The following is a 25,878-nucleotide window of genomic DNA, read 5'->3' as shown; positions in this document are numbered from 1 at the left end:
TCATTTTCCTCCGTTTGATCTTACTCGGACTGCTCTTCTCCGAACCAACAGATATTGCGAGCAGCCATAATGAGCTCACCTGCCTTCTCGGCAGTCAGCCCTTCAATATCAGCAAGGTCATCGATACCTTGCTCAGCCAAATCTTCCAGGGTGCCCACGCCACGGCCCGCCAGAGCGTAAGCCAGTTCGCGGCTCAGACCGTTCAGATTGAGCAGCTCTTCGGACGGCTCGACGCCATCGAAAGACTCTTCTTTGGCCAGCGCCTTGGTGGTCAGGGCATCTTTGGCGCGCTTGCGCAGCTCTTCGACCATGTCTTCATCCAGACCGTCGATAGCCAGCAGCTCGTTGACCGGTACAAAGGCGATCTCTTCCAGGGTAGAGAAGCCCTCTTCCATCAGCAGACCGGCGAAATCGTCGTCGATATCCAGGGTGCTGGTGAACAGGTTCATGATGCGGTCGTTTTCGGCCTGGTGCTTGGCACGCATGTCCTCAACGGTCATCACGTTCAGCTCCCAACCGGTCAGCTGGGAGGCCAGACGCACGTTCTGACCATTGCGACCGATGGCCTGCGCCAGGTTGGCAGCTTCCACGGCGATATCCATGGTGTGGTTGTCTTCATCAACGATGATGGAGGCCACATCGGCAGGTGCCATGGCATTGATCACGTACTGGGCCGGGTTGTCATCGTACAGCACGATGTCGGCACGCTCACCGCTCAGCTCGGCGGAGACAGCTTGCACACGGGCACCACGCATACCGATACAGGCACCGATCGGGTCGATACGACGATCATTGGTCTTCACCGCGATCTTGGCGCGGGAACCCGGATCACGGGCAGCGCCCATGATTTCGATCATCTCTTCACCGATTTCCGGTACTTCGATACGGAACAGCTCTTTCAGGAAGTCCGGGCTGGAACGGCTGACAAACAGCTGGGAACCACGGGCTTCCGGACGAACTGCGTAGAGCAGGCCACGGACACGGTCGCCCGGACGGAAGGTTTCACGCGGCAGCATGTCATCACGGAAGATCACGGCTTCAGCATTGCTGCCCAGATCCAGGATGACGTTGTCGCGGTTGCTCTTCTTGACCACACCACTGATGATGGTGCCTTCTTTATCTTTAAACTGATCAACTACTTGTGAACGCTCGGCTTCGCGCACTTTCTGCACGATAACCTGCTTGGCGGTCTGGGTAGTGATACGGTCGAAAGTCACAGAGTCGATCTGGTCTTCAACATACTCACCGATCTGGATTTCCGGCTGATCAATCTGCGCCGCTTCCAGGGTGATTTCAGCGTAAGGGTTCTCCATCGCGGCTTGATCCGCAATGACGACCCAGCGACGATAAGTGTCGTAGTCACCGGTCTTGCGATCGATCTCGACCCGAACTTCAATCTCGCCTTCATATTTCTTCTTGGTCGCAGTCGCCAGCGCGGTTTCCAGAGCCTGGAAAATCTTCTCGCGGGGTACCGCCTTCTCGTTGGATACTGCGTCAACGACCAGCAAAATCTCTTTATTCATATCCGATAGCCTCGTTAACCAAAGTTCGGCACTATGTTCGCTTTTTGGATATTGGTGAAAGCCAACACGTCGTCCTTACCATCTACTGTCAGGGTGATCATGTCGCCTTGCACAGCTTTGATTACGCCTTTGAACTTGCGGCGGTTATTTGTTGCCATCCGAAGCGTTACCGCCGCCTCTTGGCCAACGTATTTTTCGAAATGGGCAACCTTGAACAGCGGACGATCCATGCCGGGGGAGGACACCTCGAGGTAGTACTCCTCGGTGATGGGATCTTCGACGTCCATGATGGCGCCAACCTGATGGCTGACCTCAGCACAGTTCTCGACAGTCACACCCTGCTCGCCGTCGATATAGACACGCAAGGTGGAGTGTTTACCCGCACGGATAAACTCAATACCCCAAAGTTCAAAACCCAAGGCAACGACCGGAGCCTCGAGCAGATCGGTCAAACGTTGTTCCAACGTAGCCAAAGTCACCCTCCGAAAAACAAAAAAAGGGCATAAAGCCCAGATAGAGATCGATACAGAGTAAATTGCACATAACAAAAAGCCCCGATGTCAAATCGGGGCTTGGCGCTTTACCCTGATTGTCGCCTCGCAGCGACCGCCTTCCTGAGCGTAGGAAATGCGTGAAATTTGGTTGCGGGGGCCGGATTTGAACCGACGACCTTCGGGTTATGAGCCCGACGAGCTACCATGCTGCTCCACCCCGCGTCCGAAATCGTGCGAGATTATAGCCAGTTCAATCTATTCATACAAGGGTGACTGACTATAATACACTCGGTTACCCGAGCTCACTACTTAATTGGTGCCGTGGGCGGGACTCGAACCCGCACACCCTAGAGCACTACCCCCTCAAGATAGCGTGTCTACCAATTCCACCACCACGGCAAAACTCACTTACTGGGGAACGTCAGTATCTTTGTTCACTGGCGCTTTGGTCTGCTCAACCTGTTGGGTTTGTTGCAGATTTTCCCACTCACTACCCTGTTTTACCTTGTTGCTTGACATAGATCCGAGCACCAGGCTGATAACGAAAAACAGAGTAGCCAAAATTGCTGTTGTTCGGGTCAGGAAACTGCCTGAACCACCGGAGCCGAATACTGTGTTCGATGCCCCTGCGCCGAAGGAGGCGCCCATATCAGCCCCTTTACCTTGCTGAATCATCACCAGACCAATCAAAGCCAGTGACACCAACAGATAAACGACTAAAAGAATCTCGTACATTTAACTTGCACCCTTTGCCGCTTCAACAATTCCTAAAAACGCATCGCTATCGAGGCTTGCTCCGCCAATCAGTCCGCCATCAATGTCGGGCTGGGCAAACAAATCTCTCGCATTGGTCGGCGTTACGCTCCCACCATAGATGATTCTAACTTTCTCACCTATTACCGGAGTATCCTCCGCCAAGCGACCACGTATAAAGGAATGAACCTCTTGTGCCTGCTCGGGTGTGGCGCATTTACCTGTACCTACAGCCCAAATCGGCTCGTAGGCGATGATAGCATTATCGAAAGCCATCGCGCCATTTTTCTCTATGACGATATCCAGTTCTTCGGCGATCACCTCGAAGGCTCTTCTCGCCTGCCTCGCTGCACCTGACTCACCTAAACAGAGGATGGGAATCAAGCCTGCCGCTCTGGCTGCCGCAAACTTCTCTGCGACGATAAAACTGGTCTCACCAAAGAGACGCCTGCGCTCGGAGTGTCCTACCAATACGTAACGACACCCTGCCTCAATCAGCATCTGACACGAGATTTCTCCTGTGTAAGCGCCAATTTCGTGCTGACTCACATTCTGAGCCCCCAACTTTATTACTTTCTGCTCATTGAGCAGTGAAGCGGTAAAGTCGAGATGCACATGGGAAGGACAGAGAACCACATCTACTTTTCCGTCAACGCCTTTCAGACACTGACTCGTAAACTGCTCTAACTGCGACCTACTACCGTGCAACTTCCAGTTGGCTGCTACAAACGGCTTGCGATGTCCCATCGGCAACTCCCTTGCGAAAGCGGGGCTGATAATATCCAGAGGATGCTCAGCTGACAAGTGCTATTTTTAAATTTTCGAATCGTTTGAACAAGATACAACCAGAGCGGCTAAAAAGCCGCCCTGGCTGTTCATTAAAACGCCGATTCGACCTGTTTGGCGATGCGTTGAGCCATGTCACGCACCTGCTGTTCATGCTCACCTTCTACCATGACCCGGATCAGCGGTTCGGTACCTGATTTACGCAACAGCACGCGGCCACGACCAGCCAGCTCCTGTTCCACCTTGGCAACCTCAGCCATGACAGCATCAGCAGCCAGCGGATCCTTGCCTTCGGCAAAGCGAACATTGACCAGCACCTGCGGGAACTTGCTCATGCCGGAGCGCAGCTTGGCCAGCGGCATCTCGGCACTGCGCATGGCGGTAAGCACCTGCAAGGCGGCCACGATGCCATCACCTGTGGTGGTCTGATCCAGACAGATAATGTGGCCGGAGTTCTCGCCACCGATGCGCCACCCCTTCTCTTCCATCATCTCCAGCACGTAGCGGTCACCCACCTTGGCACGGGCAAACGGAATGCCCAGGGTCTGCAGTGCCAGCTCCAGGCCCATGTTGGCCATCAGGGTGCCGACGACACCGCCTTTGAGGCGCCCATTGCGCAAGGCATCACGCGCGATGATATAGAGCACTTCGTCACCGTCGATGAGATAGCCGGTATGGTCAACCATGATCAGACGGTCGCCATCACCATCAAAGGCAACCCCCAGATCAGCCTTGCACTCCAGCACCTTGGCAACCAGAGCGTCAGGCGCGGTCGAACCGACGCCATCGTTGATGTTGAGGCCGTCCGGAGCACAGCCCATGGTGATCACCTCGGCACCCAGCTCGCGGAAAACCGACGGCGCAATGTGATAAGTGGCACCGTGGCCGCAGTCGACCACCATCTTCACCCCGTCCAGATTCATGTGGGAGGGGAAGGTGCTCTTGCAGAATTCGATATAGCGACCGGCGGCATCATCAATGCGCACCGCTTTGCCGAGCTCGGCAGACTCGACGCACTTGAGCTCGTTATCCAGCTCGGCTTCGATAGCCAGTTCGACATCATCGGGCAGCTTGGTGCCATCGGCGGAGAAGAACTTGATGCCGTTGTCATAGAAGGGGTTGTGTGAGGCGCTGATGACGATGCCGGCTTCGGCACGGAAGGTGCGAGTCAGGTAGGCAACCGCTGGTGTGGGCATGGGCCCCATCAGAATGGCTTTAAGGCCTGCCGCGGAGAGCCCCGCTTCCAGCGCAGACTCCAGCATATAGCCAGAGATGCGGGTATCTTTACCAATCAGCACCTTTTTGGTGCCCTTCTTGGAGAGCACCTTGCCAGCAGCCCAACCTAATTTCATCACGAAATCAGGAGTGATCGGGAATTCGCCAACCTTGCCGCGCACACCATCGGTACCGAAATACTTTCTTGCCATTGTCTGTTCTCTTTATTATCTGAAAATAAAATCTTGTCCCGTCATTGCCAGCCAACCGACGCGCAATGCGTCCATGGTCTCCCGTACATCATGTACCCTGATGATGCGAGCCCCATGCTGCATGCCGATAAGGGCGCATGCCAGACTGCCCGCCAGACGCTCATCCACCGGACGGCCCAGCAGGTTGCCTATCATAGACTTTCGCGACATCCCCACCAATAGCGGCAAGCCATAATCAAGCAGTTCCTTTTGAGCCGCCAACAGCTGATAGTTGTGCGCAAGGGTCTTGCCAAAGCCATATCCCGGATCCAGCACCAGATCTTCGCGTCTGATCCCGGCGGCCAGACAAGCCGCAATGCGCTCATCAAAAAAGGCGCGTACCTCTCCGATCAGATCGTCATAGTGGGGCTCGACCTGCATGGTTCGCGGCTGCCCCTGCATATGCATCAGGCAGACAGGAACAGCAGCCTCGGCAGCTGCCTGCAGTGCTCCCGGCTCTTGCAACGCACGCACATCGTTGATCAGATGGGCGCCGACCTTGCAACCCTCCCGCATTACAGCCGCTTTGGAGGTATCGAGGGAGATCATCACGTCCAGCTCACGGACCATCTGCTCCACGACAGGAATGACCCTGTCCAGCTCCTCCTGCTCGCTCACATCGGGCGCACCAGGGCGGGTAGACTCGCCACCGATGTCGATGAGGGTCGCACCGTCAGAGACCATCTGCCGCGCATGGGCCATGGCCCGTTCAAACTGGTTGAAATTGCCACCATCGGAGAAGGAGTCGGGCGTTACATTGAGGATCCCCATCACATGGGGACGATCGAGAGAGAGGCTGAGCCCCTTGCTGGTTAACTGCATTTTCACGTCCATCTGATAAAGAAAAACCCCGGGCAAGCCCGGGGTTTGGAGAGTCACGATTATTTGGCCGGCGCGTCGTTGGCTTTGTCGATAGTGACATCCGCCACCGGTGCTGCCTCATCGGCAGGCTTGGCCTCGGCAGCCACAGTGGAACCGCCTTGCGGGGTATCACCGTGCTCGTCATGCCAGTTGCTCGGAGCACGTACCTCGCGACGCGCCATCAGATCATCGATCTGTTTGGCGTCGATGGTTTCGTACTTCATCAGCGCATCTTTCATGCTGTGCAACACGTCCATGTTATCCAGCAGGATCTGCTTGGAACGGGCGTAGTTGCGGTCGATGACCTGCTTGACCTCGGCATCAATGACGCGAGCTGTATCGTCGGACATATGCTTGGCCTTGGCCATGCTGCGACCGAGGAACACCTCACCATCTTCTTCCGCGTAGAGCATTGGGCCGAGACGCTCGGACATACCCCACTGGGTCACCATCTTGCGTGCAATTTCAGTCGCTCGCTCGATGTCGTTGGAAGCGCCAGTAGAAACCTTCTCGGCACCGTAGATCAGCTCTTCTGCCAGACGACCACCATACAGGCTGGAGATCATTGACTCCAGATGCTGCTTGGAGTGGCTCCAGCGATCCTGCTCCGGCAGATACATGGTCACACCCAGCGCACGACCGCGCGGAATGATGGAGACCTTGTACACCGGGTCATGATCCGGAACCAGACGACCAATGATGGCGTGACCCGCTTCGTGATACGCAGTCATCTCTTTTTCGGACTCTTTCATCACCATGGAGCGACGTTCTGCACCCATCATGATCTTGTCCTTGGCCTTCTCGAACTCGGCCATGGAGACCACTCGGCGGCTCTCACGGGCAGAGAAGAGGGCAGCTTCGTTGACCAGGTTGGCCAAATCCGCACCGGAGAAACCGGGGGTACCACGGGCAATCAGCGCCGGATTGACGTCATCCGCCAACGGAACTTTGCGCATGTGCACTTTCAGGATCTGCTCGCGACCACGGACATCCGGCAGACCGACCACCACCTGACGGTCGAAACGGCCCGGACGCAGCAGAGCCGGATCCAGTACGTCAGGACGGTTGGTGGCAGCGATAACGATGATGCCTTCATTGCCTTCAAAACCATCCATCTCGACCAGCATCTGGTTAAGGGTCTGCTCGCGTTCATCATGACCACCACCCAGACCGGCGCCACGCTGGCGACCGACCGCATCAATTTCATCGATGAAGATGATGCAGGGGGAGGATTTCTTGGCCTGTTCGAACATGTCACGCACCCGGGAGGCACCGACACCGACGAACATCTCCACGAAATCGGAACCTGAGATGGTGAAGAACGGCACCTTGGCCTCGCCCGCGATGGCCTTGGCCAGCAGGGTTTTACCGGTACCGGGAGGACCAACCAGCAGCACACCGGTCGGGATCTTGCCACCCAATTTCTGGAATTTGCTCGGGTCGCGCAGATAGTCGACCAGCTCCTTCACCTCTTCCTTGGCTTCATCGCAACCTGCAACGTCAGCAAAGGTGGTCTTGATCTGATCTTCGCTCATCAGGCGAGCCTTGCTCTTGCCAAACGACATGGCACCTTTGCCACCGCCGCCCTGCATCTGACGCATGAAGAAGACCCAGACACCGATCAGCAGCAGCATCGGGAACCAGGAGATGAAGATAGAGGTCAACAGAGACGGCTCTTCCGGCTTCTCGCCCATCACTTTGACATTGTGATTGAGCATGTCGTTGAGCAGCTGGGGATCCGGCGCCGGGATGATGGTGGTGAATCGTTCACCAGTACGCTTGACGCCATTAATGACCTTACCGTCCATCCGCACTTCACGGATCTGCTCTTGGGTCACCTCTTTAACGAAGCTGGAATAGTCCAGCTGGCGACTGGTGGTATCGCTGGGGCTGAAGCTATTGAACACCGACATCAAAACGACGGCGATGACCAGCCACAGGATTAAGTTTTTCGCCATGTCACTCAAATCAGTAACCTCGCAGACTGACAGTTAACGATGAAGGTTAGGGTACTACAGTTTAAAACCGGTAGCCACAATGTAGACTTCCCGTGATCTGGCGCGGGATGAGTCTGGTTTACGAATTTTGACGGCGGAGAAAAGTTTACGAATTTCATTGAGATAGGCATCAAACCCCTCTCCCTGAAACACCTTCACCACGAAACTGCCGTCACTGCGCAATACCTGATTGCACATGTCAAGCGCCAGCTCGACCAGATACATGGCGCGAGCCTGATCCACCTGCTGGGTACCGCTCATGTTGGGCGCCATATCAGACATCACCACATCGACCTTGTCAGGACCCACTCGCTCCAGCAAGGCGCCAAGCACAGTTTCCTCCCGAAAGTCCCCTTGCAGGAAATCGACACCGGCAATGGGATCCATCGGCAAAATGTCACATGCGATGACGCGACCCGAATCACCAACCTGTTCAACCGCGAACTGGGACCAACCACCGGGGGCTGCCCCCAAATCCACTACGGTCATGCCATTTTTCAGCAAGCGATCCTTGCCCTGGATCTCGTCAATCTTGAAAACAGCACGAGAACGCAGGCCCATTTTCTGGGCTTTTTTGACGTATTGATCGTCGAAATGTTCTTTTAACCAGCGAGTTGAACTGGGGGAACGTTTTTTCTGGGTCATGATAATCGACTTTAAAAAACCACAAGGGTTATTAGTATTAAGGGCTAAGTGGGGGTAGAATACGCCCCTTTCAACCCTGACTTATGAAGAAATTGCGATGATTCTCAACAATAAACAGAAACAGTACCTCAAGGGCCTTGCCCATAGCCTCAAGCCTGTCGTCCTGCTGGGTCAGCATGGTCTGACCGAAGGTGTACTGGCCGAGATCGATCTGGCACTGAACCATCACGAGCTGATCAAGGTTAAGGTTGCCTCTGAAGATCGCGAAATGAAACAACTGGTTATGGATGCTATCGTCCGTGAAACCGGTTCAATCAAGGTGCAAAGCATGGGTCATGTGCTGACCATTTATCGTCAAGCCAACGAACCCAAAATCCAGCTGCCCCGCAAGTAAAAGGAAAGAGCATCGCTCTTTCCTTATTCCACTTCTTCCCGAGTCGCTTGCCAAAGTAGTCGCAAAGCCCTTAACCTGCGATGAATACTTCCGGACACGCATTATGGCTCACCATCCCATTTTGACCGACGATGAGCTGGCCATGCTGCGGGACTTGGGGAGCAATCAGGACACCCATGTTCTGAGTGGTCACCTCGACGCCCCGATGCTTGGCTTGCTGCAAAAAGCCGAACACCTTGTACTCGAAGCCCGCTTCGCAGGCCATCAGCTGCGTTTTCCTCTGACGTTTACCCAAGGGGAAGACGGCTTTGTCGAGCCTCGGCTATCTGCACCGGTCATCAGGGAGCTGGGGTTTGCGCAACCGCGCGCCTGGCGTCTCACCCAAAAAGCCAAGCTTTGCAGCGAACAGGGCCTGTTTCAGGTGCTCAGTCTCTCCCTCAATGGCCTCATCGTGGAAAATTTGCCCATCGACATGGTGGCCGATGCGCGCATCAACGGCGAGCTCTGCATCGAGCAAGAGGCCCCTTTTCCACTGCAGGGACGACTGGTAAGGCGAATCAAGACCAATGCCGATCATGCCACCTGGGCGCTGAGCTTTCAGATGAGCGAGAGCGACATAGAGCGGCTGCGCCACTGGTTGTTCCAGCGTCATCAGGACGCCTTTACCGAGGCGTATCTGTCCTGATCAGTAGTGATACCAATAAAGACAAACAGGGGAGCGCCAGCCCCCCTGTTTCATCATCTGTGGCATTCGCTTAGATATAAGCGACTTCCAGCACTTCGTACTCCACATCACCACCCGGCGTCTTGACGATAGCGACATCGTCCACTTCCTTGCCAATCAGAGCGCGGGCAATGGGTGAGTTGACGGAGATAAGATTCTGTTTGATATCAGCCTCATCGTCACCCACGATGCGGTAGACCACCTCTTCCTCTGTCTCGCTCTTGAGCAGAGTTACGGTCGCGCCAAAAATCACGCGGCCGTTGTTGGTCATCTTGGTGACGTCGATCACCTGGGCATTGGAGAGCTTGGCTTCAATCTCCTGGATGCGGCCTTCACAGAACCCCTGCTGCTCGCGAGCGGCATGGTATTCGGCGTTTTCCTTCAGATCGCCGTGCTCACGGGCATCGGCAATCGCTTCGATAATCTGGGGACGAAGCTCGGTCTTGAGATAATCGAGCTCTTCGCGCAGCTTCTCAGCGCCGCGAACAGTCATCGGAGTATGATTCATAGTCGAAACCTGGGTTGCTTGAAAATAGAAGCTGCGGCTATCTGCAAGGAGGCCGCAGCAATCGGTTCGGATGAGGCATCTTAATATGAAGCCAACACAAAATCCACGTCAGCCCCCTGATGCAGATCCCACTTGCGTCATCGACATTCCCCTCGCTTACTTCCCTTCCGGTACTGAAATGGGAGCCGAAACGGTCGGTTTACCCTGCATGATGGCGATCTCCACCCGCCGGTTCATCCGTCGATTTTCCGGGGTGGTGTTGGGCACCAGTGGCTGGGAATCCGCCATGCCCTGCACCACCAGCCGCCCCTGATCAAAACCGGGGACCTTGATCATCTGGTGCGCCACCGCCACCGCCCGTTGCGAAGATAGCTCCCAGTTGGACTGGAACAGCTCATCTTCGGTCGCCACATTATCGGTATGGCCGGAGATGGTGATTTCCCCCGGCACATCCTTGAGCAGGGTCGCCACCTTGCGGATCACTGGCCAGAACTGGGGCTGCAGAAACGCCGAACCGGCCGGGAACGACGCTTTTTCCCTGATCCGGATAATGATCTGCTGGCCCAGCGCCTCGATCTCGATAGCGCCATCTTGGATCTGATCTTTCATCTGTTCAGCGAGGGCTTTGGCCAGGGTATTGGACTGCTGCTGCGCCTTTTGTGCATCCTGAGCGGTATCGCCCCCCGTCTGCTTGCCATCACTCTTGTCCTGACCACCAGCCTGATCCGACTCGCCGGGCAGAAATTCCAGCTCGGTCTGGGTCATATCGATGGTCTGCTGCATTACGGTATCAATGGGCGTGGGCTCCGGGCGGCCGGGCCTGAACTCCTGAGCAATCACCGAGGTTCCCTTGGGAATATCTTTCACTTCGAGGATGTTCTGTACCCCGAATGCCTTGTCCATGGAGCCGGCTATCTGCTTGAACTTCTGCACATCCATCTCGGCAAAAGAGAGCAGCAACACGAAGAAGCACATGAGCAGCGACATCAGGTCGGCAAAGGTGCCCATATAACCTGGCAGCCCAGGTGGCGGGCACTTGCAATCAGACATAGCGCCCCCTATTCGGTGCCGGTATTACGTTTTGACTGGTTCAGGTAGTTCTGCAGCATGGACTGGATCACCCGCGGATTCTGGCCATCCTGAATCCCCATAATCGCATCGAGGATCAGGGTACGACTGAGTTTCTCCTCCCCGCTGCGCAGCTCCAGCTTGTCGGCGATGGGAATCGCTATCATGTTGGCCTCAATCGCACCGTAGAGGGTGGTGAGCAAGGCCACCGCCATCGCCGGACCGATCGACTTGGGGTCACTCATGTTGGCCAACATGGCCACCAAGCCCACCAGCGTACCGATCATCCCCATAGCCGGGCCCAGATCCCCAAGGGTACGGAAGACCTTGATGGCAATGACATGACGCTCTGCTGTCAGGTCAATATCCTTTTCCATCACGGCACGCACCACATCGGCATCGTGACCATCCACCAGCATGTCGATCCCTTTTTTCATAAAGGGATTGGGGATCTCTGCAGCCTCCAGTGCCAGAAAGCCCCCTTTACGGGCCGCATCAGCCAGCTCGACCGCCTTGGCGATCAGGTCTTCGAGCTTGTCACCCTTGTACATAAAGGCTTTACCCGCCACCTTGAATGCCATCAGAAACTGGCCAATGTTGAACTTCATCATGGCGATGAAGATGGAGCCCAATATGGTGATGTAGACCGATGGCATATCCACGTACATGCTCATGGGTCCGCCCAGCAGCATGCCGTACACCACCACCCCGAAACCCAGCACTATCCCTATAAGACTGCCTAGATCCACGTCCCTACTCCTGTCACCGGTTCTTATGTCTATTTATAGTTTGTTGAATTTTCTGCTATTGCGGCCCATGCGGCAAGCATGCATCTACTGAGAATGATGGCTCATTATCGGCCAGTTTAGCGAGAGTTTGAGGGGGCAGTGCTTTTCTGCCTCCCCCCTGTGGACGGTCGATGTTAATATAAGCCGTTTTTTTCAATCCCCGAGGATGGACATGGCCAGTAAAAAAATCGACCGCCTGAGTTTTGATGCCACTCTGGAAGAGCTGGAAACCATCGTTCATCAGCTGGAACAAGGTTCCCTACCCCTGGAAGAGGCGCTCAAGCAGTTCGAGCAAGGCGTTCATCTGGTACGGGCCGGTCAGCAGAAGCTGGAACTGGCCGAACAGAAGATCCAGATCCTGCTCAGTCAAGCCGATGGCAGTGACCAGCTCGCCCCCTTCCAGCCAGAACAAGGAGAGGAGTGAGTGGCGCTGGACCATTTTTCCCGTCTGCATCGTCAGCGTATTGACGACTGTCTGTCAGCACAACTTGAATCCTTGCCCGCCATGGCGCCGCGTCTGCGCGATGCTATGAGCTACGGCCTGCTGCTGGGCGGCAAGCGGGTTCGCCCGTTTCTGGTCTACGCGGTCGGCGAAATGCTGGGCGTCAAGAGCGAGCTGCTGGATGGCCCTGCGGCTGCAGTGGAGTGCATCCACGCCTACTCCCTGCTGCACGATGACCTGCCCGCCATGGATAACGACGACCTGCGTCGCGGCCAGCCAACCGTTCACAAGGCGTTTGACGAAGGAACCGCGATTCTGGCCGGTGATGCGCTGCAGACCCTGGCATTCTCCATTCTGGCCGATCACCCCATGCCCGATACCTTGATGGCCAACCGGGTGCGGATGCTGAGTACCCTCGCCCGAGCCTCCGGCTATCTTGGTATGTGTGGTGGTCAGGCGCTGGATCTGCAGGCCGAAGGGCGCCAGATCTCGCTCGCCGAGCTGGAGCAGGTACACCGTCACAAGACCGGGGCGCTGATTGAGTGCGCCGTGGCGCTCGGAGCTCTGTGCAAAGCCGATGTCGATGACGCCACGCTGGCGGCCCTGCAAACCTACGCCGCGGCCATCGGGCTGGCCTTCCAGGTGCAGGATGACATCCTCGACATCACAGGTGATACCGCCACCCTGGGCAAGCCACAAGGTTCTGACCTGGCGCTGGAGAAAAGTACCTATCCGGCCCTGCTCGGACTCGAAAATGCCCGTGAGCTGGCTCGCGAACTGCATGGGAAAGCCTTAACAGCCCTGCAATCCTTGCCCTACAATACCGACATTCTGGAAGCGTTTGCCGATTACATCATCGAGCGAACCCACTAAACGCTGGATAACAGTAACAATATGAGCGTTGATATTAGCAATTTCCCCAACCTGGCCCTCGCGGACACTCCGGTCGAGCTGCGTTCCTTACCCAAAGATCGGCTGCCGGTGCTGTGCAACGAGCTGCGCGAATATCTGCTGCGCTCTGTCAGCCGCTCCAGCGGACACTTTGCCTCCGGTCTCGGCACGGTCGAACTGACCGTGGCCCTGCACTACGTCTACAACACCCCGTTCGATCGGCTGATCTGGGACGTGGGCCATCAGGCCTATCCCCACAAGATCCTGACCGGGCGCCGTGATCAGATCCACACCATCCGTCAGAAAGATGGTCTGCACCCCTTCCCCTGGCGTGGCGAGAGCGAGTATGACGTCCTCTCCGTCGGCCACTCCAGCACCTCCATCGGTGCGGCGCTCGGCATGGCGGTCGCCGCCGAGAGCGAAGGGCTGGGTCGCAAGGTGGTGGCGGTGATCGGTGACGGTGCCATTACCGCAGGGATGGCCTTTGAAGCGCTCAACCACGCCGGCGATGTGCACAAGGACATGCTGGTGATCCTCAACGACAACGAGATGTCCATCTCCGAGAATGTCGGCGCGCTCAACAACCATCTGGCCCGGGTCATGTCCGGCAAGCTCTACACCACCATCCGCGAAGGCGGCAAGAAGGTGCTGGCGGGACTGCCACCGGTCAAGGAGCTGGCCAAGCGGGCCGAAGAGCACCTCAAGGGGATGGTGGTACCCGGCACCCTGTTCGAGGAGTTCGGCTTCAACTACATCGGCCCCATCGACGGTCACGATATCGAGGCACTGGTCGAGACCCTGCGCAACATGCGCAACCTCAAGGGCCCGCAATTGCTGCACGTCAAGACCAAGAAGGGCAAGGGTTACGAGCCGGCAGAGAAAGACCCCATCGGTTATCACGCCGTGCCCAAGTTCAATCCGGACGAGTGCTCCCTGCCCAAGGCGAGCGGTGCCAAACCCACCTTCTCCGCCATCTTTGGCCAATGGCTGTGCGACATGGCCGCCAAAGACGAGAAGCTGGTCGGTATCACACCTGCCATGCGTGAAGGCTCAGGGCTGGTGAAATTCAGTCAGCAATATCCGGATCGCTACTTCGATGTGGCTATTGCCGAGCAGCATGCAGTCACTTTCGCCGCCGGTCTTGCCATCGCTGACAAGAAACCGGTGGTCGCCATCTATTCGAGCTTCCTGCAGCGTGCCTACGATCAGGTGATCCACGACGTGGCGCTGCAAGATCTGCCGGTGCTGTTCGCCATCGACCGGGCCGGTCTGGTGGGCGCCGATGGCCCGACCCATCAGGGGGCGTTCGATATCAGCTTCCTCCGCACCGTGCCCAACATGGTGGTGATGACGCCATCTGACGAGAGCGAATGCCGCCAGATGCTCTATACCGGCTATCTCCATCAGGGCCCCGCCGCCGTGCGTTACCCGCGCGGCAGCAGCCTGAGCGATGCCCCCATCTCGTCAGAGATGCAGGCGCTGGCGCTTGGCAAGGGACGTATCCTGCGAGAGGGCAAGGGCACCGCCATTCTGGCCTTTGGTACCCTGCTGCACCACGCGAAAGCGGCCACCGAGGCGCTTGATGCCACCCTGGTGGACATGCGCTTCGTCAAACCGATGGATGAGGCGCTGGTGCTGTCGCTGGCAGCCAGCCACGATCACTTCGTCACCATCGAAGACAACGCCATCATGGGCGGCGCCGGTTCAGCAGTGAACGAACTGCTGATGCGCAGCAAACTGTGCAAGCCGGTGCTCAACCTCGGCCTGCCGGATCGCTTCGTGGAACAGGGCACCCAGCAGGAGATCTATGCTCTGCTCGGTCTGGACGACACAGGCATCCAGCGCAGCATCGAAACCTGGCTGCAAGCCTGATAAGGCTTAAAGCTATCAAGCAAAAGAAGGGCGCCACATTGGCGCCCTTCTTGTTTTCTGCGTATCTGACCCGGATTACCCTTTGTAGATCTTGGGGTTAAACACATCTCGCAGCCAGTCGCCCAGCAGGTTGATGACCAGCACCAGCACTACCAGACAGATGCCCGGGAAGGCGGTGATCCACCAGGAACCGGAGAAGATATAGTTGAAACCGACGCTGATAAGCGACCCCAGTGACGGCTGGTCTACCGGCATCCCCAGACCGAGGAAGGAGAGAGCCGCCTCGCTCATGATGGCGTTGGCCACCTGCACGGTGGAGATAACCAGGATCGGCGACAGGCAGTTGGGCAGAATATGGCGGAACATGATGCGCGGGGCACGGAACCCCATCACCTTGGCAGCTTCCACATACTCCTTCTTCTTCTCCGCCAGCACCGAGGCGCGCACGGTACGGGCATACTGTGGCCACTCGGCGATACCGATGATCACCACCAGCATCATGATGGCGAACTTCGAGTAGAACTCGGAGCCAAAGGTTGCCTGAAAGATGGCGGAGATGATGATCGCCACCATCATGGTGGAGAACGACAGCTGCACGTCGGCAAAGCGCATCAGCAGGTTGTCGATGCGGCCACCGAAGTAACCGGCAATCAGACCGATGACGATGCCAAGCACCAGCTGCAGCGCCACCGCAAACAGGCCGATTGAGAGCGAAATGCGGGCACCATAGAGGATTGTGCTCCAGATATCGCGTCCCTGGTTGTCGGTACCGAGCCAGAAGCGCTCCTCACCCCCTTCCAGCCAGGAGGGGGGCAACTCGGCATCCATCAGATCAAAGCTGGTCTGATCATAGACGTTGTGCGGTGCCAGCCAGGGGGCCAGCAGCGCCGCCAGCACAAACACCACGAACACCGCAAAGCTGAACATGGCTACCTTGTCCCGCAGGAAGTAGTAGACGATGTCAGAGTTCTTGAATCGTGCCCAACGGCTTGGGCTTGCAGTTACAGCATTAGTCATCTGTTACCCCTTGGCGGTCAGGTTAACGGTCGGGTTAATCAACCCGTAGAGCAGGTCGACCAGGGTATTGGTCACCACGAAGATCAGTCCCACGAAGATGACGTAGGCGGTGATCAGCGGGGTATCGACCCGGTGGATCGCCTCAAGGAACAGGAAGCCGGTGCCCGGCCACTGGAACACGCTCTCGGTCAGGATGGTGTAGGCCACCATGGTGCCGATCTGCACCCCGCCAACGGTAATGACCGGCAGCATGGTGTTTTTGAGGGCGTGCTGATAGTAGACCTTGTTGTTGTCCAGCCCCTTGGCGCGGGCGAATTTGACGTACTCGGAGGAGAGCTGCTCCAGCATCTCGGAGCGCACCAAGCGGATAAACAGCGGCAGCATGATGGAGGAGAGCGACACCGCAGGCAGGATCAGGTGCTTGATACCATCCCAGGTGAAGAAGCCCGACTCCCAGCCCAGCAGGTTACGGGTCTCGCCACGGCCATAGGCCGGCAGCCAGCCCAGCTGGATGGAGAAGAGGTACATCAGCATGATGGCGGTCAAAAATACCGGGATCGAGATGCCGATACTGCTCCCCGCCATGATGATCTTGGTGGGAATGCTGCGCGGGCGGATCGCCGAATAGACACCGAGTGGAATGGAGACCACCACGATGATGAGCGCGGCAGCAAGCACCAGCTCAAGGGTAGCCACCAGCTTGTCGAGGATCACCTCGAGAGCGGGTCGCTTGAAGAAATAGGAGGTGCCCAAATCCCCATGCACCGCATTTTTCAAAAAGCGGCTGTATTTGATGAGGAAGGGATCGTTAAGGCCCATCTTCTCGCGCAACTCGTGACGCTGGGCTTCGGAGACGGATTGTCCCACCAGCTCGCGCAACGGGTCACCCAGGTTGTCCTGGATGGAGAAGGCGACCAGGCTGATGACGAACATCACTATCACGGCCTGATAGAACCGTTTCAGCAGGAATGTAAACATGCTTGTCCTTCTACGTGGCCTGTGTCGTGGCACAGGCTTCTGTTAGTGGGCGGAGTGGCCAGCTGACCACCCCGCCCCGTCCTTCCTTGCGACGTTCTCTTACTTGCTGACCACCAGGTCACCCAGGTAAGGGAAGTTCATCACGTTGACCACCGGCTTGATGTCGACGTTCTTCTTGGCGCCATAGGCCAGATCTTCCCAGTGCAACGGCACGTAGGCAGCATCTTCGATCAGCATGGCTTCTACCTTCTTCAGCATCTCGGCACGCTTGGCCGGATCGGTCTCGGCGTTGGCATCCATCACCAGCTTGTCAGCTTCGGCGTTGGCATAACCGGCGCAGTTGTACTGACCCATACCGGTCTTGGCGTCCTTGGTGAAGGTCAGGAACTCGAAGAAGTTCGCGGTATCTTCAGTATCGGAGTGCCAACCAATCAGCTGCATGTCCGCGGCGCACTTGTCAAACTCAGGCCAGTACTGGGCCACCGGCATGGTCTTCAGATCCACCTTGATGTTGATCTTGGCCAGCATGGCGGAGACCGCCTGGGCAATCTTGACGTCGTTGACGTAGCGGGCTGCCGGGGAGATGAAGGTCATCTTGAAGCCTTTCTCGTAACCGGCCTCTTTCATCAGCTCCTTGGCCTTGGCCAGATCATACTGGGGCACCAGCGCCTCGTTGTGACCGGCATAGCCTTTCGGGCTCAGCTGGCCAGCAGGGGTACCGAAGCCCTTGTTGATCTTCTCGACGATGCCCACCTGGTTGATGGCGTAGTTGATCGCCTGACGCACGCGCTTGTCTTTCAGCGCCGGGTTGGTGTTCTGGTTCAGCTCGATGATGATGGCGCGGGTACCGGACAGGGTGACCAGCTGGGAGTCCTTGCCATTCTTCACGCGCTCCAGATCGTTCGGCGCAACCGGATAGATCATGTCCACGTCGCCACCCAGCAGGGCTGCAACACGGGTCGCATCTTCCTTGATCGGCACCACGGTCAGGTTCTCGACGTTACCCTTGGAAGCTTTGTCCCAGTAGTTGGCGTTGCGGGCATAGTCCAGCTTCACACCCTGCTCGCGGAACTTGACGGTGAACGGGCCGGTACCGGAAACGTGGGTAGAGGCATAGGAGTCGCCGTTTTTGACGATCTCGGCCTTGTCTTTGCCTGCTTCGGTCTTGCCGGTGTAGAACTTGGAGTCCATCGGGAAGATGTAGGTGACGGTCTGCAGCACCAGCGGGAACGGCTTGGCGGTGACGAGATCGACGGTGTAGTCATCGACCTTCTTCACTTCGGCGATAGGATCGAAGATCGCCTTGAAGTCGACGGAGGCTTTCAGGCGGTTGACGGTCCACACCACGTCGTCAGCGGTGAAGTCGTTGCCGGAGTGGAACTTGACCCCTTTGCGCAGGTGGAAGCGGACGGTCTTGTCATCGACACGCTCGAACTTCTCGGCCAGACGGGGCTCGAATTTCAGATCCTGGGTGTAACGCATCAGGGGATCGAATACCAGGTGCGACATCTCCAGGGTCTGACCGGAGAGCTGCTCCTGCGGATCCAGCGACGTGGCGTCAGAAGCAACGCCTACCTTGATGTCAGCGGCTGAGACACTGAAGGCGAAACCGGCGGCAAACAGCGCCAGGGCAATCTTGGACAATCCTTTCTTCATCTTGTTCTCCATGCTTTTGGCTTTCTTATGACACTTTTTTTGACAAGCAGACCGGCGCACCGGCGCTATCCTAGCTTGCGATTTCCAGCCCCTCGCGGGACATTCCCTTGAACTCCGGCATGAGGGAGATCAGCTTGCGGCTGTACTCATGCTCGGCATTGGTAAAGAGTTTCTCGGTCTCGGCCACTTCCACCAGATGACCGTGCTGCATCACCCCGATGCGGTCGCACATCTGGCGGATCACCGGCAGATCGTGGCTGATAAACAGCATGGTGAGCTTGAGCTCCTGCTGCAGATCCTTGAGCAGATTGAGGATCTGGGCCTGCACCGACACATCCAGCGCCGAGGTCGGCTCGTCACAGATGAGGAAGCGAGGCCGGGTCGCCAGGGCGCGGGCGATGGAGATGCGCTGGCGCTGACCGCCGGAGAACTCGTGGGGATACTTGACCCCGGCACCACGGCCGAGCCCGACATGATCCAGCAGATCGTTGACGATCCCCTCGATCTGGCTCTCACTGCTCGCCAGCTGGTGGAAACGGATCGGCTCGGCAATGATGTCGCGCACCTTCATCCGCGGGTTCATCGACGAATAGGGGTTCTGGAACACCATCTGCATCTGGCGACGCAGCGGGCGGCGCTCGCGCTCGCTCTTGAGGGCGGTGAGATCGATCCCCTCGAAGAAGATCTTGCCGGTATCAGGCGGATAGAGGCCGGTGATGGCACGGGCAATGGTCGATTTGCCGGAGCCCGACTCCCCCACCAGACCGAAGGTTTCACCCTCGAAGATCTCGAAGCTGATGTTGTTGCAGGCGCGCACATACTGGCGGCGGCTCGGGAAGATGGAGTCCTTGGTGACGAACCTCAGATCGACGTTCTCCACCCGCAACAGCGCCCCTTCATAGGCACGCTCGTCCTGACTCTGGCCGAGCCAGTGGGTCTTGAGGTCGATATTGGTATCCGGCGCACTGGCATCCTCGATATAAGAGACCAGCGGGAAGCGCACCAGCTTCACGTCGGAGCGCGGGACCGCCGAGATGAGGCTGCGGGTATAGGGGTGGTTAGGGCAGCCCAGCACCTGTTCGGTCAGGCCGAACTCCACCAGATCGCCGCGATACATCACCGCCACCTTGTCGGTGACGTTGGAGACCACCCCCATGTCATGGGTCACCAGCATGCAGCCCACCTGACGCTCTTTGCAAAGGGCGCGGATAAGCTGGAGGATCTGATCCTGAATAGAGACGTCGAGGGCCGTGGTCGGCTCGTCGGCGATGATCAGCTCCGGATCACACGACAGGGCGATGGCAATGACCACCCGCTGACGCATACCGCCGGAGAACTGGTGCGGATACTGCTTGATGCGCAGCTCCGGCTGCGGAATACCCACCGCCCCCATCAGCTCCAGCGCCTTGGCAAAGGCCGCCTCGCGGGAGAGCTTGGTATTGGCCAGAATAGTCTCGACCAGCTGATGCTCAACGGTGAACAGCGGGTTGAGGGAGGTCATGGGATCCTGGAAGATGAACCCGATACGGGAGCCACGAATGGCCCGCATCTCGTTCTGGCTCTTGCCGGAGATAAGCTCGCCATTGAGATAGATATCGCCACGGGCAATGTGCCCCGGCGGGCTCAGCAGATCGATAACGGCGTTGCCGATGGTGGACTTGCCGGCGCCGGATTCTCCGACTACCCCGACTATCTCACCCTTTTCGATAGAGAAAGAGAGATCCTTCACCGCGGCCAGCACCCCGTAGCGGGAGGGGTACTCGATCCGCAAGTTCTTTACTTCGAGCAAGGACATGTTTACCTCTGCGGGGGACATCCGTCCCAAATAATTCGTCCGTAAATCAGCCGCAGATGCCGGTTGTTACCTTGGGCAATATTTGCTCAATCCATGAGGCAGCGAAACCAGCGATCCGGGCGGGTTTTTTGCATTTTTTTGGAATAACCCGCGAGTAACTTAGACGGTTTGACCACGGGTGTAAATGATTGAGTTATACAATTCCGCAATGTTTTGTGCAGATAACCACCAATTCGGCAGCGTTAAATGATGATTTTCATCACACAAATGGCCGGTGCGTCCGTACATCTATTGGTATCATTACTTTAATTTCAACAACAACGCAACAAGCAGCATTTATCACTATTTCGAAAATGGTCACAAGCCCCGAATGAGTAGTGAATATTTATGTGAAATGGATGATAAACGGCAGCATATGCCGATGAATGAAAATTAAGCAGAGATAAATCGGGGGATGCCAGAACGGTCATCCCCCGGAAGGGGGCATTCAGCCGAGCCAGAACGCCAGTAATTGCATACAAAACAGGGCGAACAGGCCGGCGATCAGATCGTCCAGCATGATGCCGAATCCGCCGTGAATGCGGCGATCAAACCAGGAGATGGGCCAGGGTTTGAGCACATCAAACAGCCGGAACAGCGCGAAGCCCGCCACCACCCACTCCCAACCGGCTGGCGCGGCGATCATGGTGACGCCAAAACCGATCACCTCGTCCCAGACGATGGCGCCGTGATCTGCCATACCGATGGCATCGGTAGCGCTCTGGCAGATACGGATCCCCACCACAAAGCCCACCGCCAGCAAGGCGATGAACCAGTGGGTCGGCAGCCCGCTCACCAGCAGGTAGAGCGGAATGGCCGCCAACGTACCCATGGAGCCCGGCGCCTTGGGGCTGAGACCGGAACCAAACCCCACCGCTAAAAAATGAAGCGGATTTTTCAGATCCAGTCGTTTCAGCTCGGGTTTTATCGTGAACAGGCTCATGCGAAGTGATCCCACCCTTTCAGTTGCAACGTCACCGCTTGTTCGCCACGCAGGTAGTCGATACCCGGCTCGCCCGCCACGATGCGACCGATGCGGCTGAACTTGACCCCGCTGTGGGCCAGCGCCGTATCGAGCGCACCGCGATGCTCTTCCGGCACGGTAAAGCAGAGCTCGTAGTCATCGCCACCGGCCAGCGCCAGTTGCCACGCCTCCTGCTCGCTCACCGCATCCTGCAGCACCGGCGAGAGCGGCAGCAGATCGAGATCGATCTGGGCCCGCACACCGGAGGCCTTGAGGATATGGCCGAGATCCGATGCCAGCCCGTCGGAGAGATCCAGTGCACTGCCCGCCAGCCCGCGCAGCGCCTGTCCGGCCAGAATGCGGGGATGGGGGTGGTCGAGCCGTGGCAGCACCGCGGCCAGCTGGTTCTCGTTGAGGGTGCGTTTGCCCAGCAGGTGGGAGAGCGCCAGCGCGGCATCTCCCAGAGTGCCGGTCACATAGATGCCGTCACCGGCTTTGGCACCGCTGCGCATCAGGGCACGTCCGGCAGGCACCGATCCCTTCACCGAAATGGTGATGGAGAGCGGCCCGCGGGTCATATCCCCGCCCACCAGCGCCACGTTGTAATACTCGGCCAGCTCCAGAAACCCTTCGGCAAAACCGGCAACCCAGCCTTCGTTGATGGCCGGCAGGGTCAGCGCCAGCGACACCCAGCGCGGTTCGGCACCCATGGCGGCGAGATCGGAGAGATTGACCGCCAGCGCCTTGTAGCCGAGATCCACCGGATCCATGTCGGGAAAGAAGTGTACGCCGCTCACCAGAGTGTCGGTGCTCACCGCCAGTTGGGTATCGGGGGGCAGGGTCAGCAGGGCACAGTCATCTCCAGGGCCCATCACCACGTCCTTGCGGGCGTGGGGAACCTTGAAGTACTTATCAATCAGCTCAAATTCACCCATACAGTAAAAAGCCAGCAATAAGCTGGCTCCTCTCTTAGATGCTGACGGACAGCAGGATCAACGCTTGTTCAGCGATTTGATCACCTTGTCCAGTACACCGTTGACAAACTTGTGGCTGTCATCGGCGGCGAAGGCTTTGGCCAGCTCGATCGCTTCGTTGATGACCACGCGCGGCGGTACATCATCACGACGGGTCAGCTCATAGGTCGCCAGACGCAGGATCGCCTTGTCCACCATGTCCACTTCTTCCAGCGGACGTGAGAGGTAAGGTGCAAACACCTTGTCCAGCTCGTTGCAGTGGAGGGCTACCCCGAACAGCAGATCGCGGAAATAGCTCAGGTCTACACCCTTGGTGTCCTGATCGATCTTGAACTGCTCTTCGATGTCACCCACGTTAGCCTTGGTCATCTGCCACTGGTAGATGGCCTGGGTGGCGCAATGGCGGGCTTTACGGCGCTCAGACGGTTTCAATGTACTTCTCCTCGTTACACGTCCAGTTCTTTCAGGACGTTGATCATTTCGAGCGCTGCCAGTGCAGCCTCTGCACCCTTGTTACCCGCCTTGGTACCTGCACGCTCGATGGCTTGTTCAATGTTTTCAGTGGTCAGCACCCCGAAGGCAACGGGAATTTCATATTCCATCATTACCTGAGCCATGCCCTTGCTGTTCTCGTTTGCCACCAGGTCGAAGTGGTAGGTGCCGCCACGGATGACAGTACCGACCGCCACGATGGCGTCATATTGACCACTCTTGGCCAGCTTCTTGATGACCAATGGCATTTCAACCGCACCCGGCACTTTTACCAGTGTCAGGTTGCTGTCCTGCACTTGACCTTGACGCTTCAGTACGTCCACCGCACCGTTCACCAGACTGTCGTTGATGAAGCTGTTGAAACGGGCAACAACAATAGCAACGCGCGCCTCAGGAGCGGCGATATTTCCTTCGATAACCTTCATTGGAAATCCTGTATCTGTGCAATCAAAAGGGCCGGAGTCAAAAGTGCGCACATTCTAGCACAACAGACCCACGACAAAAACCATGGCCGCAATAGACAGCCATGATCACGATTTAACCAGTCCGGCGAGCTGACTCGCCGACCTATTCCATGACTTTCAGACCGAAACCGCCCAAAAGGGGATGGTACTTCTCTGGTGGAACTTTACTCGCCGACGTACTCAACCACTTCCAGACCGAAACCACCCGGAAGGGGATGGTACTTCTCTGGTGGAACTTTACTCTCCGACGTACTCAACCACTTCCAGATCGAAGCCACCCGGAAGGGGATGGTACTTCTCTGGTAGAACCTTGAGTCCTTTACTCGCCGACGTATTCCACGACTTCCAGCCCGAAACCGCCGAGGGCGTGGTACTTCTTCGGCGAGCTCAAGAGGCGCATCTTGCTCACGCCCAGCGCCTTGAGGATCTGGGAGCCCACGCCGACCCGACGTGAGGTGCCCTGCCACTTGGCCCCTTCCGGTGCCAGCCCCTTGTCGGCCGCTTCAAAGCCCTTGACCCGGGCCATCAGCTCCTCACCATGGGATTCCGCCCCCAAAATCACCAGTACCCCGCCTTCGCTGGCGATACGCGCCATGGATTTGGGCAGCGGCCAGCTGCGGGCGGCATGACGGTCGGTCAGCAGCAGATCGCTCAGCACGTCGTGCAGGTGTACCCGCACCAGGGTTGGCTGATCGGCCTGTACCTCACCCTTTTTCAGGGCGAAGTGAACCTGATTGTCGATGGTGTCGCGGAAGGTGATGAGGTCGAACTCGCCAAACTCGGTGGGCAGCTTGCACTCGGCCACTTTCTCGACCGTGGTCTCATGCTGATTGCGGTACTCGATAAGGTCGGCGATGGTGCCGAGCTTGATGCCGTGCTGCTCGGCGAAGATCTCCAGATCCGGACGGCGCGCCATGGTGCCATCTTCGTTGAGGATCTCGACGATGACGGAGGCCGCCTCGTAACCGGCCAGACGGGCCAGATCGCAGCCTGCTTCGGTATGGCCGGCACGGGTCAGCACGCCGCCATCCTGCGCCATCAGCGGGAAGATGTGGCCAGGCTGCACCAGATCGGCGGCCTTGGCATTGGGGGCCACCGCCGCTTGCACGGTCACCGCGCGATCGGCGGCGGAGATACCTGTGGTCACCCCTTCGGCCGCTTCGATAGTCACGGTGAAGGCGGTGGAGAACTGGGCATTGTTGCGATCAACCATCAGCGGCAGCGCCAGCTGCTTGCAGCGATCCCGGGTCAGCGTCAGGCAGATGAGGCCACGGCCATAGCGGGCCATGAAGTTGATATCCTCAGGACGGACGCAGGAGGCGGCCATGATAAGGTCGCCTTCGTTCTCCCTGTCTTCGTCATCCATCAGGATCACCATCTTGCCCGCCTTGATATCGGCAATGATTTCCTGGGTTGTGCTCAGCGCCATGGGCTACTCCATCAGTGTGCTTGGGGGTTGAGCCAGCAGGCTCAACGCAAATGCGAGTGTATGTTGCTCTAGATTGGGGCGAGCGGCCCCATTTCAATCAGAGCGGGATCACAGAAAATCGTTTTGGTGGCCGGATTTAGCGTACACCGTCAGAGAAAACCGGCCTTGGCCAACGTCTCCATGGTCAGGGTCGAGGCACTGCTCTCCTGACTCTTGCCCATCAGCAGCCGCTCCAGATAGCGGGCGATCTGATCCACCTCGAGGTTGACCTTGTGGCCCGGCTTCCAGCTGGCGATGGTGGTCTCCTGGGCGGTGTGGGGCACGATCGTCAGGCGGAAAAGGTCACCCTGCACCGCGTTGACGGTAAGGCTGATGCCATCCACCGCAATGGAGCCCTTCTCGGCGATGTAGCGGGAGAGCTCCCCCGGTGCCTTGATCCAGTACTCGATGGCGCGGCCGCTGCTGGAGACGCTTTTCACCTCCCCTACCCCGTCCACATGGCCGGAGACCAGATGGCCGCCGAGGCGGGAGGTGGGCATCAGCGCCTTCTCGAGGTTGACCCGATCACCCACCCTGGCGGCGGCAAAGCCGGTGCGCGAGAGGGTTTCCAGCGACACGTCGGCGGTATAGCTCTTGTCGCCCAGCGCCACAACAGTAAGGCAGACGCCGTTGGTGGCGATGGAGTCGCCCAGCTTGACGTCGCTAAAATCCAGGCTCGGCGCATGGACGGTGAGGGCCATATCGTCGCCCTGACGGCGCAGTTCGGCCAGGGTTCCCACCGCTTCGATAATTCCGGTAAACATGCAGATCACCTTGCTGATGACGGGGGCAGGCTCTGCCCCCTTGAACATTGATAAA

General features: G+C 57.5%; 26 protein-coding genes and 2 tRNA genes. 5 read left to right on the top strand and 23 right to left on the bottom strand.

Features of this window, described 5'->3' with window-relative positions; genetic code table 11:
- Positions 1-20 precede the first annotated feature (20 nt).
- The 10 genes from nusA to rlmE form a co-directional block, all read right to left on the bottom strand.
- Positions 21-1,523: a transcription termination factor NusA gene (gene nusA / locus BN1115_RS07715; protein ID WP_005338808.1), complete on the bottom strand. Its 1,503-nt coding sequence runs from the start codon at positions 1,521-1,523 to the stop codon at positions 21-23.
- A gap of 14 nt (positions 1,524-1,537) precedes the next feature.
- On the bottom strand, positions 1,538-1,996 hold the full coding sequence (gene rimP / locus BN1115_RS07710; protein ID WP_042060102.1) for a ribosome maturation factor RimP: 459 nt from the start codon (positions 1,994-1,996) through the stop codon (positions 1,538-1,540).
- 166 nt (positions 1,997-2,162) lie between these two features.
- A tRNA-Met gene (locus BN1115_RS07705) sits at positions 2,163-2,239 on the bottom strand.
- 92 nt (positions 2,240-2,331) lie between these two features.
- Positions 2,332-2,416: transfer RNA gene (locus tag BN1115_RS07700), tRNA-Leu, on the bottom strand.
- 9 nt (positions 2,417-2,425) lie between these two features.
- Complete coding sequence (gene secG / locus BN1115_RS07695) at positions 2,426-2,752, bottom strand: preprotein translocase subunit SecG (RefSeq protein WP_042060101.1); 327 nt, start codon at positions 2,750-2,752, stop codon at positions 2,426-2,428.
- Positions 2,753-3,517 (bottom strand): triose-phosphate isomerase, encoded by a 765-nt coding sequence (gene tpiA, locus BN1115_RS07690; RefSeq protein ID WP_042656715.1) that lies wholly within the window; start codon positions 3,515-3,517, stop codon positions 2,753-2,755.
- A gap of 131 nt (positions 3,518-3,648) precedes the next feature.
- The gene (glmM, locus tag BN1115_RS07685; protein WP_042656714.1) at positions 3,649-4,983 is read right to left on the bottom strand and encodes a phosphoglucosamine mutase; all 1,335 of its coding nucleotides are present in this window, start codon (positions 4,981-4,983) and stop codon (positions 3,649-3,651) included.
- Between the two features lie 15 nt (positions 4,984-4,998).
- Complete coding sequence (gene folP / locus BN1115_RS07680) at positions 4,999-5,844, bottom strand: dihydropteroate synthase (protein ID WP_042656713.1); 846 nt, start codon at positions 5,842-5,844, stop codon at positions 4,999-5,001.
- Positions 5,845-5,903: 59 nt separating this feature from the next.
- On the bottom strand, positions 5,904-7,850 hold the full coding sequence (gene ftsH / locus BN1115_RS07675) for an ATP-dependent zinc metalloprotease FtsH (RefSeq protein WP_042060094.1): 1,947 nt from the start codon (positions 7,848-7,850) through the stop codon (positions 5,904-5,906).
- A 45-nt stretch (positions 7,851-7,895) separates the two neighbouring features.
- Positions 7,896-8,525 carry a 23S rRNA (uridine(2552)-2'-O)-methyltransferase RlmE gene (gene rlmE / locus BN1115_RS07670; protein ID WP_033137773.1) on the bottom strand — a complete coding sequence of 210 codons (630 nt, stop codon included), beginning with the start codon at positions 8,523-8,525 and terminating at the stop codon, positions 7,896-7,898.
- A 97-nt stretch (positions 8,526-8,622) separates the two neighbouring features.
- Between rlmE and yhbY the strand changes: the two genes are divergently transcribed.
- Positions 8,623-8,919 (top strand): ribosome assembly RNA-binding protein YhbY, encoded by a 297-nt coding sequence (yhbY, locus tag BN1115_RS07665; RefSeq protein WP_005338829.1) that lies wholly within the window; start codon positions 8,623-8,625, stop codon positions 8,917-8,919.
- Between the two features lie 103 nt (positions 8,920-9,022).
- Positions 9,023-9,604: a hypothetical protein gene (locus BN1115_RS07660; protein WP_042656712.1), complete on the top strand. Its 582-nt coding sequence runs from the start codon at positions 9,023-9,025 to the stop codon at positions 9,602-9,604.
- Between the two features lie 70 nt (positions 9,605-9,674).
- Here the strand turns inward: BN1115_RS07660 and greA are convergent, their stop codons facing one another.
- The 3 genes from greA to pomA form a co-directional block, all read right to left on the bottom strand.
- A complete protein-coding gene (gene greA, locus BN1115_RS07655; protein ID WP_005338833.1) occupies positions 9,675-10,151 on the bottom strand; it encodes a transcription elongation factor GreA in 477 nt (158 codons plus the stop codon).
- A gap of 156 nt (positions 10,152-10,307) precedes the next feature.
- On the bottom strand, positions 10,308-11,201 hold the full coding sequence (locus tag BN1115_RS07650) for a flagellar motor protein MotB (protein WP_042060090.1): 894 nt from the start codon (positions 11,199-11,201) through the stop codon (positions 10,308-10,310).
- Between the two features lie 8 nt (positions 11,202-11,209).
- Positions 11,210-11,968, bottom strand: a complete 759-nt coding sequence (gene pomA / locus BN1115_RS07645; RefSeq protein ID WP_042656711.1) for a flagellar motor protein PomA — start codon at positions 11,966-11,968, stop codon at positions 11,210-11,212.
- A gap of 211 nt (positions 11,969-12,179) precedes the next feature.
- Here pomA and xseB point away from each other — a divergent pair, with 211 nt between their 5' ends.
- Genes xseB through dxs form a run of 3 tightly spaced genes read left to right on the top strand, consistent with a single transcriptional unit; the run spans position 12,180 to position 15,212 of the window.
- Positions 12,180-12,431: an exodeoxyribonuclease VII small subunit gene (gene xseB, locus BN1115_RS07640; RefSeq protein ID WP_005338838.1), complete on the top strand. Its 252-nt coding sequence runs from the start codon at positions 12,180-12,182 to the stop codon at positions 12,429-12,431.
- The gene (gene ispA, locus BN1115_RS07635) at positions 12,432-13,322 is read left to right on the top strand and encodes a (2E,6E)-farnesyl diphosphate synthase (protein ID WP_005343523.1); all 891 of its coding nucleotides are present in this window, start codon (positions 12,432-12,434) and stop codon (positions 13,320-13,322) included. It begins immediately after the preceding gene.
- A 21-nt stretch (positions 13,323-13,343) separates the two neighbouring features.
- Entirely contained in the window at positions 13,344-15,212 is a 1,869-nt protein-coding gene (dxs, locus tag BN1115_RS07630; protein WP_042656710.1) for a 1-deoxy-D-xylulose-5-phosphate synthase, read from the top strand.
- A 75-nt stretch (positions 15,213-15,287) separates the two neighbouring features.
- Here dxs and BN1115_RS07625 read toward each other — a convergent pair whose 3' ends face one another.
- From BN1115_RS07625 to BN1115_RS07580, 10 genes are all read right to left on the bottom strand, one after another.
- Positions 15,288-16,229 carry an ABC transporter permease gene (locus tag BN1115_RS07625; protein ID WP_042656709.1) on the bottom strand — a complete coding sequence of 314 codons (942 nt, stop codon included), beginning with the start codon at positions 16,227-16,229 and terminating at the stop codon, positions 15,288-15,290.
- Between the two features lie 3 nt (positions 16,230-16,232).
- Entirely contained in the window at positions 16,233-17,207 is a 975-nt protein-coding gene (locus tag BN1115_RS07620) for an ABC transporter permease (protein ID WP_042656708.1), read from the bottom strand.
- Positions 17,208-17,306: 99 nt separating this feature from the next.
- Positions 17,307-18,863 carry an ABC transporter substrate-binding protein gene (locus tag BN1115_RS07615; RefSeq protein WP_042656707.1) on the bottom strand — a complete coding sequence of 519 codons (1,557 nt, stop codon included), beginning with the start codon at positions 18,861-18,863 and terminating at the stop codon, positions 17,307-17,309.
- Positions 18,864-18,933: 70 nt separating this feature from the next.
- The gene (locus BN1115_RS07610; RefSeq protein ID WP_042656706.1) at positions 18,934-20,658 is read right to left on the bottom strand and encodes a dipeptide ABC transporter ATP-binding protein; all 1,725 of its coding nucleotides are present in this window, start codon (positions 20,656-20,658) and stop codon (positions 18,934-18,936) included.
- 487 nt (positions 20,659-21,145) lie between these two features.
- Positions 21,146-21,640: a phosphatidylglycerophosphatase A family protein gene (locus tag BN1115_RS07605; protein ID WP_042656705.1), complete on the bottom strand. Its 495-nt coding sequence runs from the start codon at positions 21,638-21,640 to the stop codon at positions 21,146-21,148.
- Complete coding sequence (gene thiL / locus BN1115_RS07600; RefSeq protein WP_042656747.1) at positions 21,637-22,596, bottom strand: thiamine-phosphate kinase; 960 nt, start codon at positions 22,594-22,596, stop codon at positions 21,637-21,639. Before thiL ends, BN1115_RS07605 begins: the two co-directional genes overlap by 4 nt.
- Before the next feature lie 57 nt (positions 22,597-22,653).
- Positions 22,654-23,067, bottom strand: a complete 414-nt coding sequence (nusB, locus tag BN1115_RS07595) for a transcription antitermination factor NusB (protein WP_042656704.1) — start codon at positions 23,065-23,067, stop codon at positions 22,654-22,656.
- Between the two features lie 14 nt (positions 23,068-23,081).
- The gene (gene ribH, locus BN1115_RS07590; RefSeq protein WP_005338866.1) at positions 23,082-23,552 is read right to left on the bottom strand and encodes a 6,7-dimethyl-8-ribityllumazine synthase; all 471 of its coding nucleotides are present in this window, start codon (positions 23,550-23,552) and stop codon (positions 23,082-23,084) included.
- Positions 23,553-23,910: 358 nt separating this feature from the next.
- Positions 23,911-25,020, bottom strand: a complete 1,110-nt coding sequence (gene ribBA / locus BN1115_RS07585) for a bifunctional 3,4-dihydroxy-2-butanone-4-phosphate synthase/GTP cyclohydrolase II (protein ID WP_042656703.1) — start codon at positions 25,018-25,020, stop codon at positions 23,911-23,913.
- A 149-nt stretch (positions 25,021-25,169) separates the two neighbouring features.
- The gene (locus BN1115_RS07580) at positions 25,170-25,823 is read right to left on the bottom strand and encodes a riboflavin synthase (RefSeq protein WP_042656746.1); all 654 of its coding nucleotides are present in this window, start codon (positions 25,821-25,823) and stop codon (positions 25,170-25,172) included.
- Positions 25,824-25,878 lie beyond the last annotated feature (55 nt).

The sequence above is a fragment of the Aeromonas allosaccharophila genome, from assembly GCF_000819685.1.
GTDB lineage: Bacteria > Pseudomonadota > Gammaproteobacteria > Enterobacterales > Aeromonadaceae > Aeromonas > Aeromonas allosaccharophila.
Note: the sequence above shows the minus strand (reverse complement) of the source record. Positions and strands in the feature narration are given on the sequence as shown.

Excerpts from the sequence above, each read along its gene's own strand:
- BN1115_RS07610 (WP_042656706.1), bottom strand. The coding sequence starts at position 20,658 with ATGTCCTTGCTCGAAGTAAAGAACTTGCGGATCGAGTACCCCTCCCGC.
- tpiA (WP_042656715.1), bottom strand. The coding sequence starts at position 3,517 with ATGGGACATCGCAAGCCGTTTGTAGCAGCCAACTGGAAGTTGCACGGT.
- ribBA (WP_042656703.1), bottom strand. The coding sequence starts at position 25,020 with ATGGCGCTGAGCACAACCCAGGAAATCATTGCCGATATCAAGGCGGGC.
- xseB (WP_005338838.1), top strand. The coding sequence starts at position 12,180 with ATGGCCAGTAAAAAAATCGACCGCCTGAGTTTTGATGCCACTCTGGAA.
- BN1115_RS07660 (WP_042656712.1), top strand. The coding sequence starts at position 9,023 with ATGGCTCACCATCCCATTTTGACCGACGATGAGCTGGCCATGCTGCGG.
- BN1115_RS07605 (WP_042656705.1), bottom strand. The coding sequence starts at position 21,640 with ATGAGCCTGTTCACGATAAAACCCGAGCTGAAACGACTGGATCTGAAA.
- nusA (WP_005338808.1), bottom strand. The coding sequence starts at position 1,523 with ATGAATAAAGAGATTTTGCTGGTCGTTGACGCAGTATCCAACGAGAAG.
- ribH (WP_005338866.1), bottom strand. The coding sequence starts at position 23,552 with ATGAAGGTTATCGAAGGAAATATCGCCGCTCCTGAGGCGCGCGTTGCT.
- thiL (WP_042656747.1), bottom strand. The coding sequence starts at position 22,596 with ATGGGTGAATTTGAGCTGATTGATAAGTACTTCAAGGTTCCCCACGCC.
- yhbY (WP_005338829.1), top strand. The coding sequence starts at position 8,623 with ATGATTCTCAACAATAAACAGAAACAGTACCTCAAGGGCCTTGCCCAT.
- glmM (WP_042656714.1), bottom strand. The coding sequence starts at position 4,983 with ATGGCAAGAAAGTATTTCGGTACCGATGGTGTGCGCGGCAAGGTTGGC.
- dxs (WP_042656710.1), top strand. The coding sequence starts at position 13,344 with ATGAGCGTTGATATTAGCAATTTCCCCAACCTGGCCCTCGCGGACACT.
- rlmE (WP_033137773.1), bottom strand. The coding sequence starts at position 8,525 with ATGACCCAGAAAAAACGTTCCCCCAGTTCAACTCGCTGGTTAAAAGAA.
- BN1115_RS07625 (WP_042656709.1), bottom strand. The coding sequence starts at position 16,229 with ATGACTAATGCTGTAACTGCAAGCCCAAGCCGTTGGGCACGATTCAAG.
- BN1115_RS07620 (WP_042656708.1), bottom strand. The coding sequence starts at position 17,207 with ATGTTTACATTCCTGCTGAAACGGTTCTATCAGGCCGTGATAGTGATG.
- BN1115_RS07650 (WP_042060090.1), bottom strand. The coding sequence starts at position 11,201 with ATGTCTGATTGCAAGTGCCCGCCACCTGGGCTGCCAGGTTATATGGGC.
- greA (WP_005338833.1), bottom strand. The coding sequence starts at position 10,151 with ATGAATCATACTCCGATGACTGTTCGCGGCGCTGAGAAGCTGCGCGAA.
- BN1115_RS07580 (WP_042656746.1), bottom strand. The coding sequence starts at position 25,823 with ATGTTTACCGGAATTATCGAAGCGGTGGGAACCCTGGCCGAACTGCGC.
- BN1115_RS07615 (WP_042656707.1), bottom strand. The coding sequence starts at position 18,863 with ATGAAGAAAGGATTGTCCAAGATTGCCCTGGCGCTGTTTGCCGCCGGT.
- folP (WP_042656713.1), bottom strand. The coding sequence starts at position 5,844 with ATGCAGTTAACCAGCAAGGGGCTCAGCCTCTCTCTCGATCGTCCCCAT.
- secG (WP_042060101.1), bottom strand. The coding sequence starts at position 2,752 with ATGTACGAGATTCTTTTAGTCGTTTATCTGTTGGTGTCACTGGCTTTG.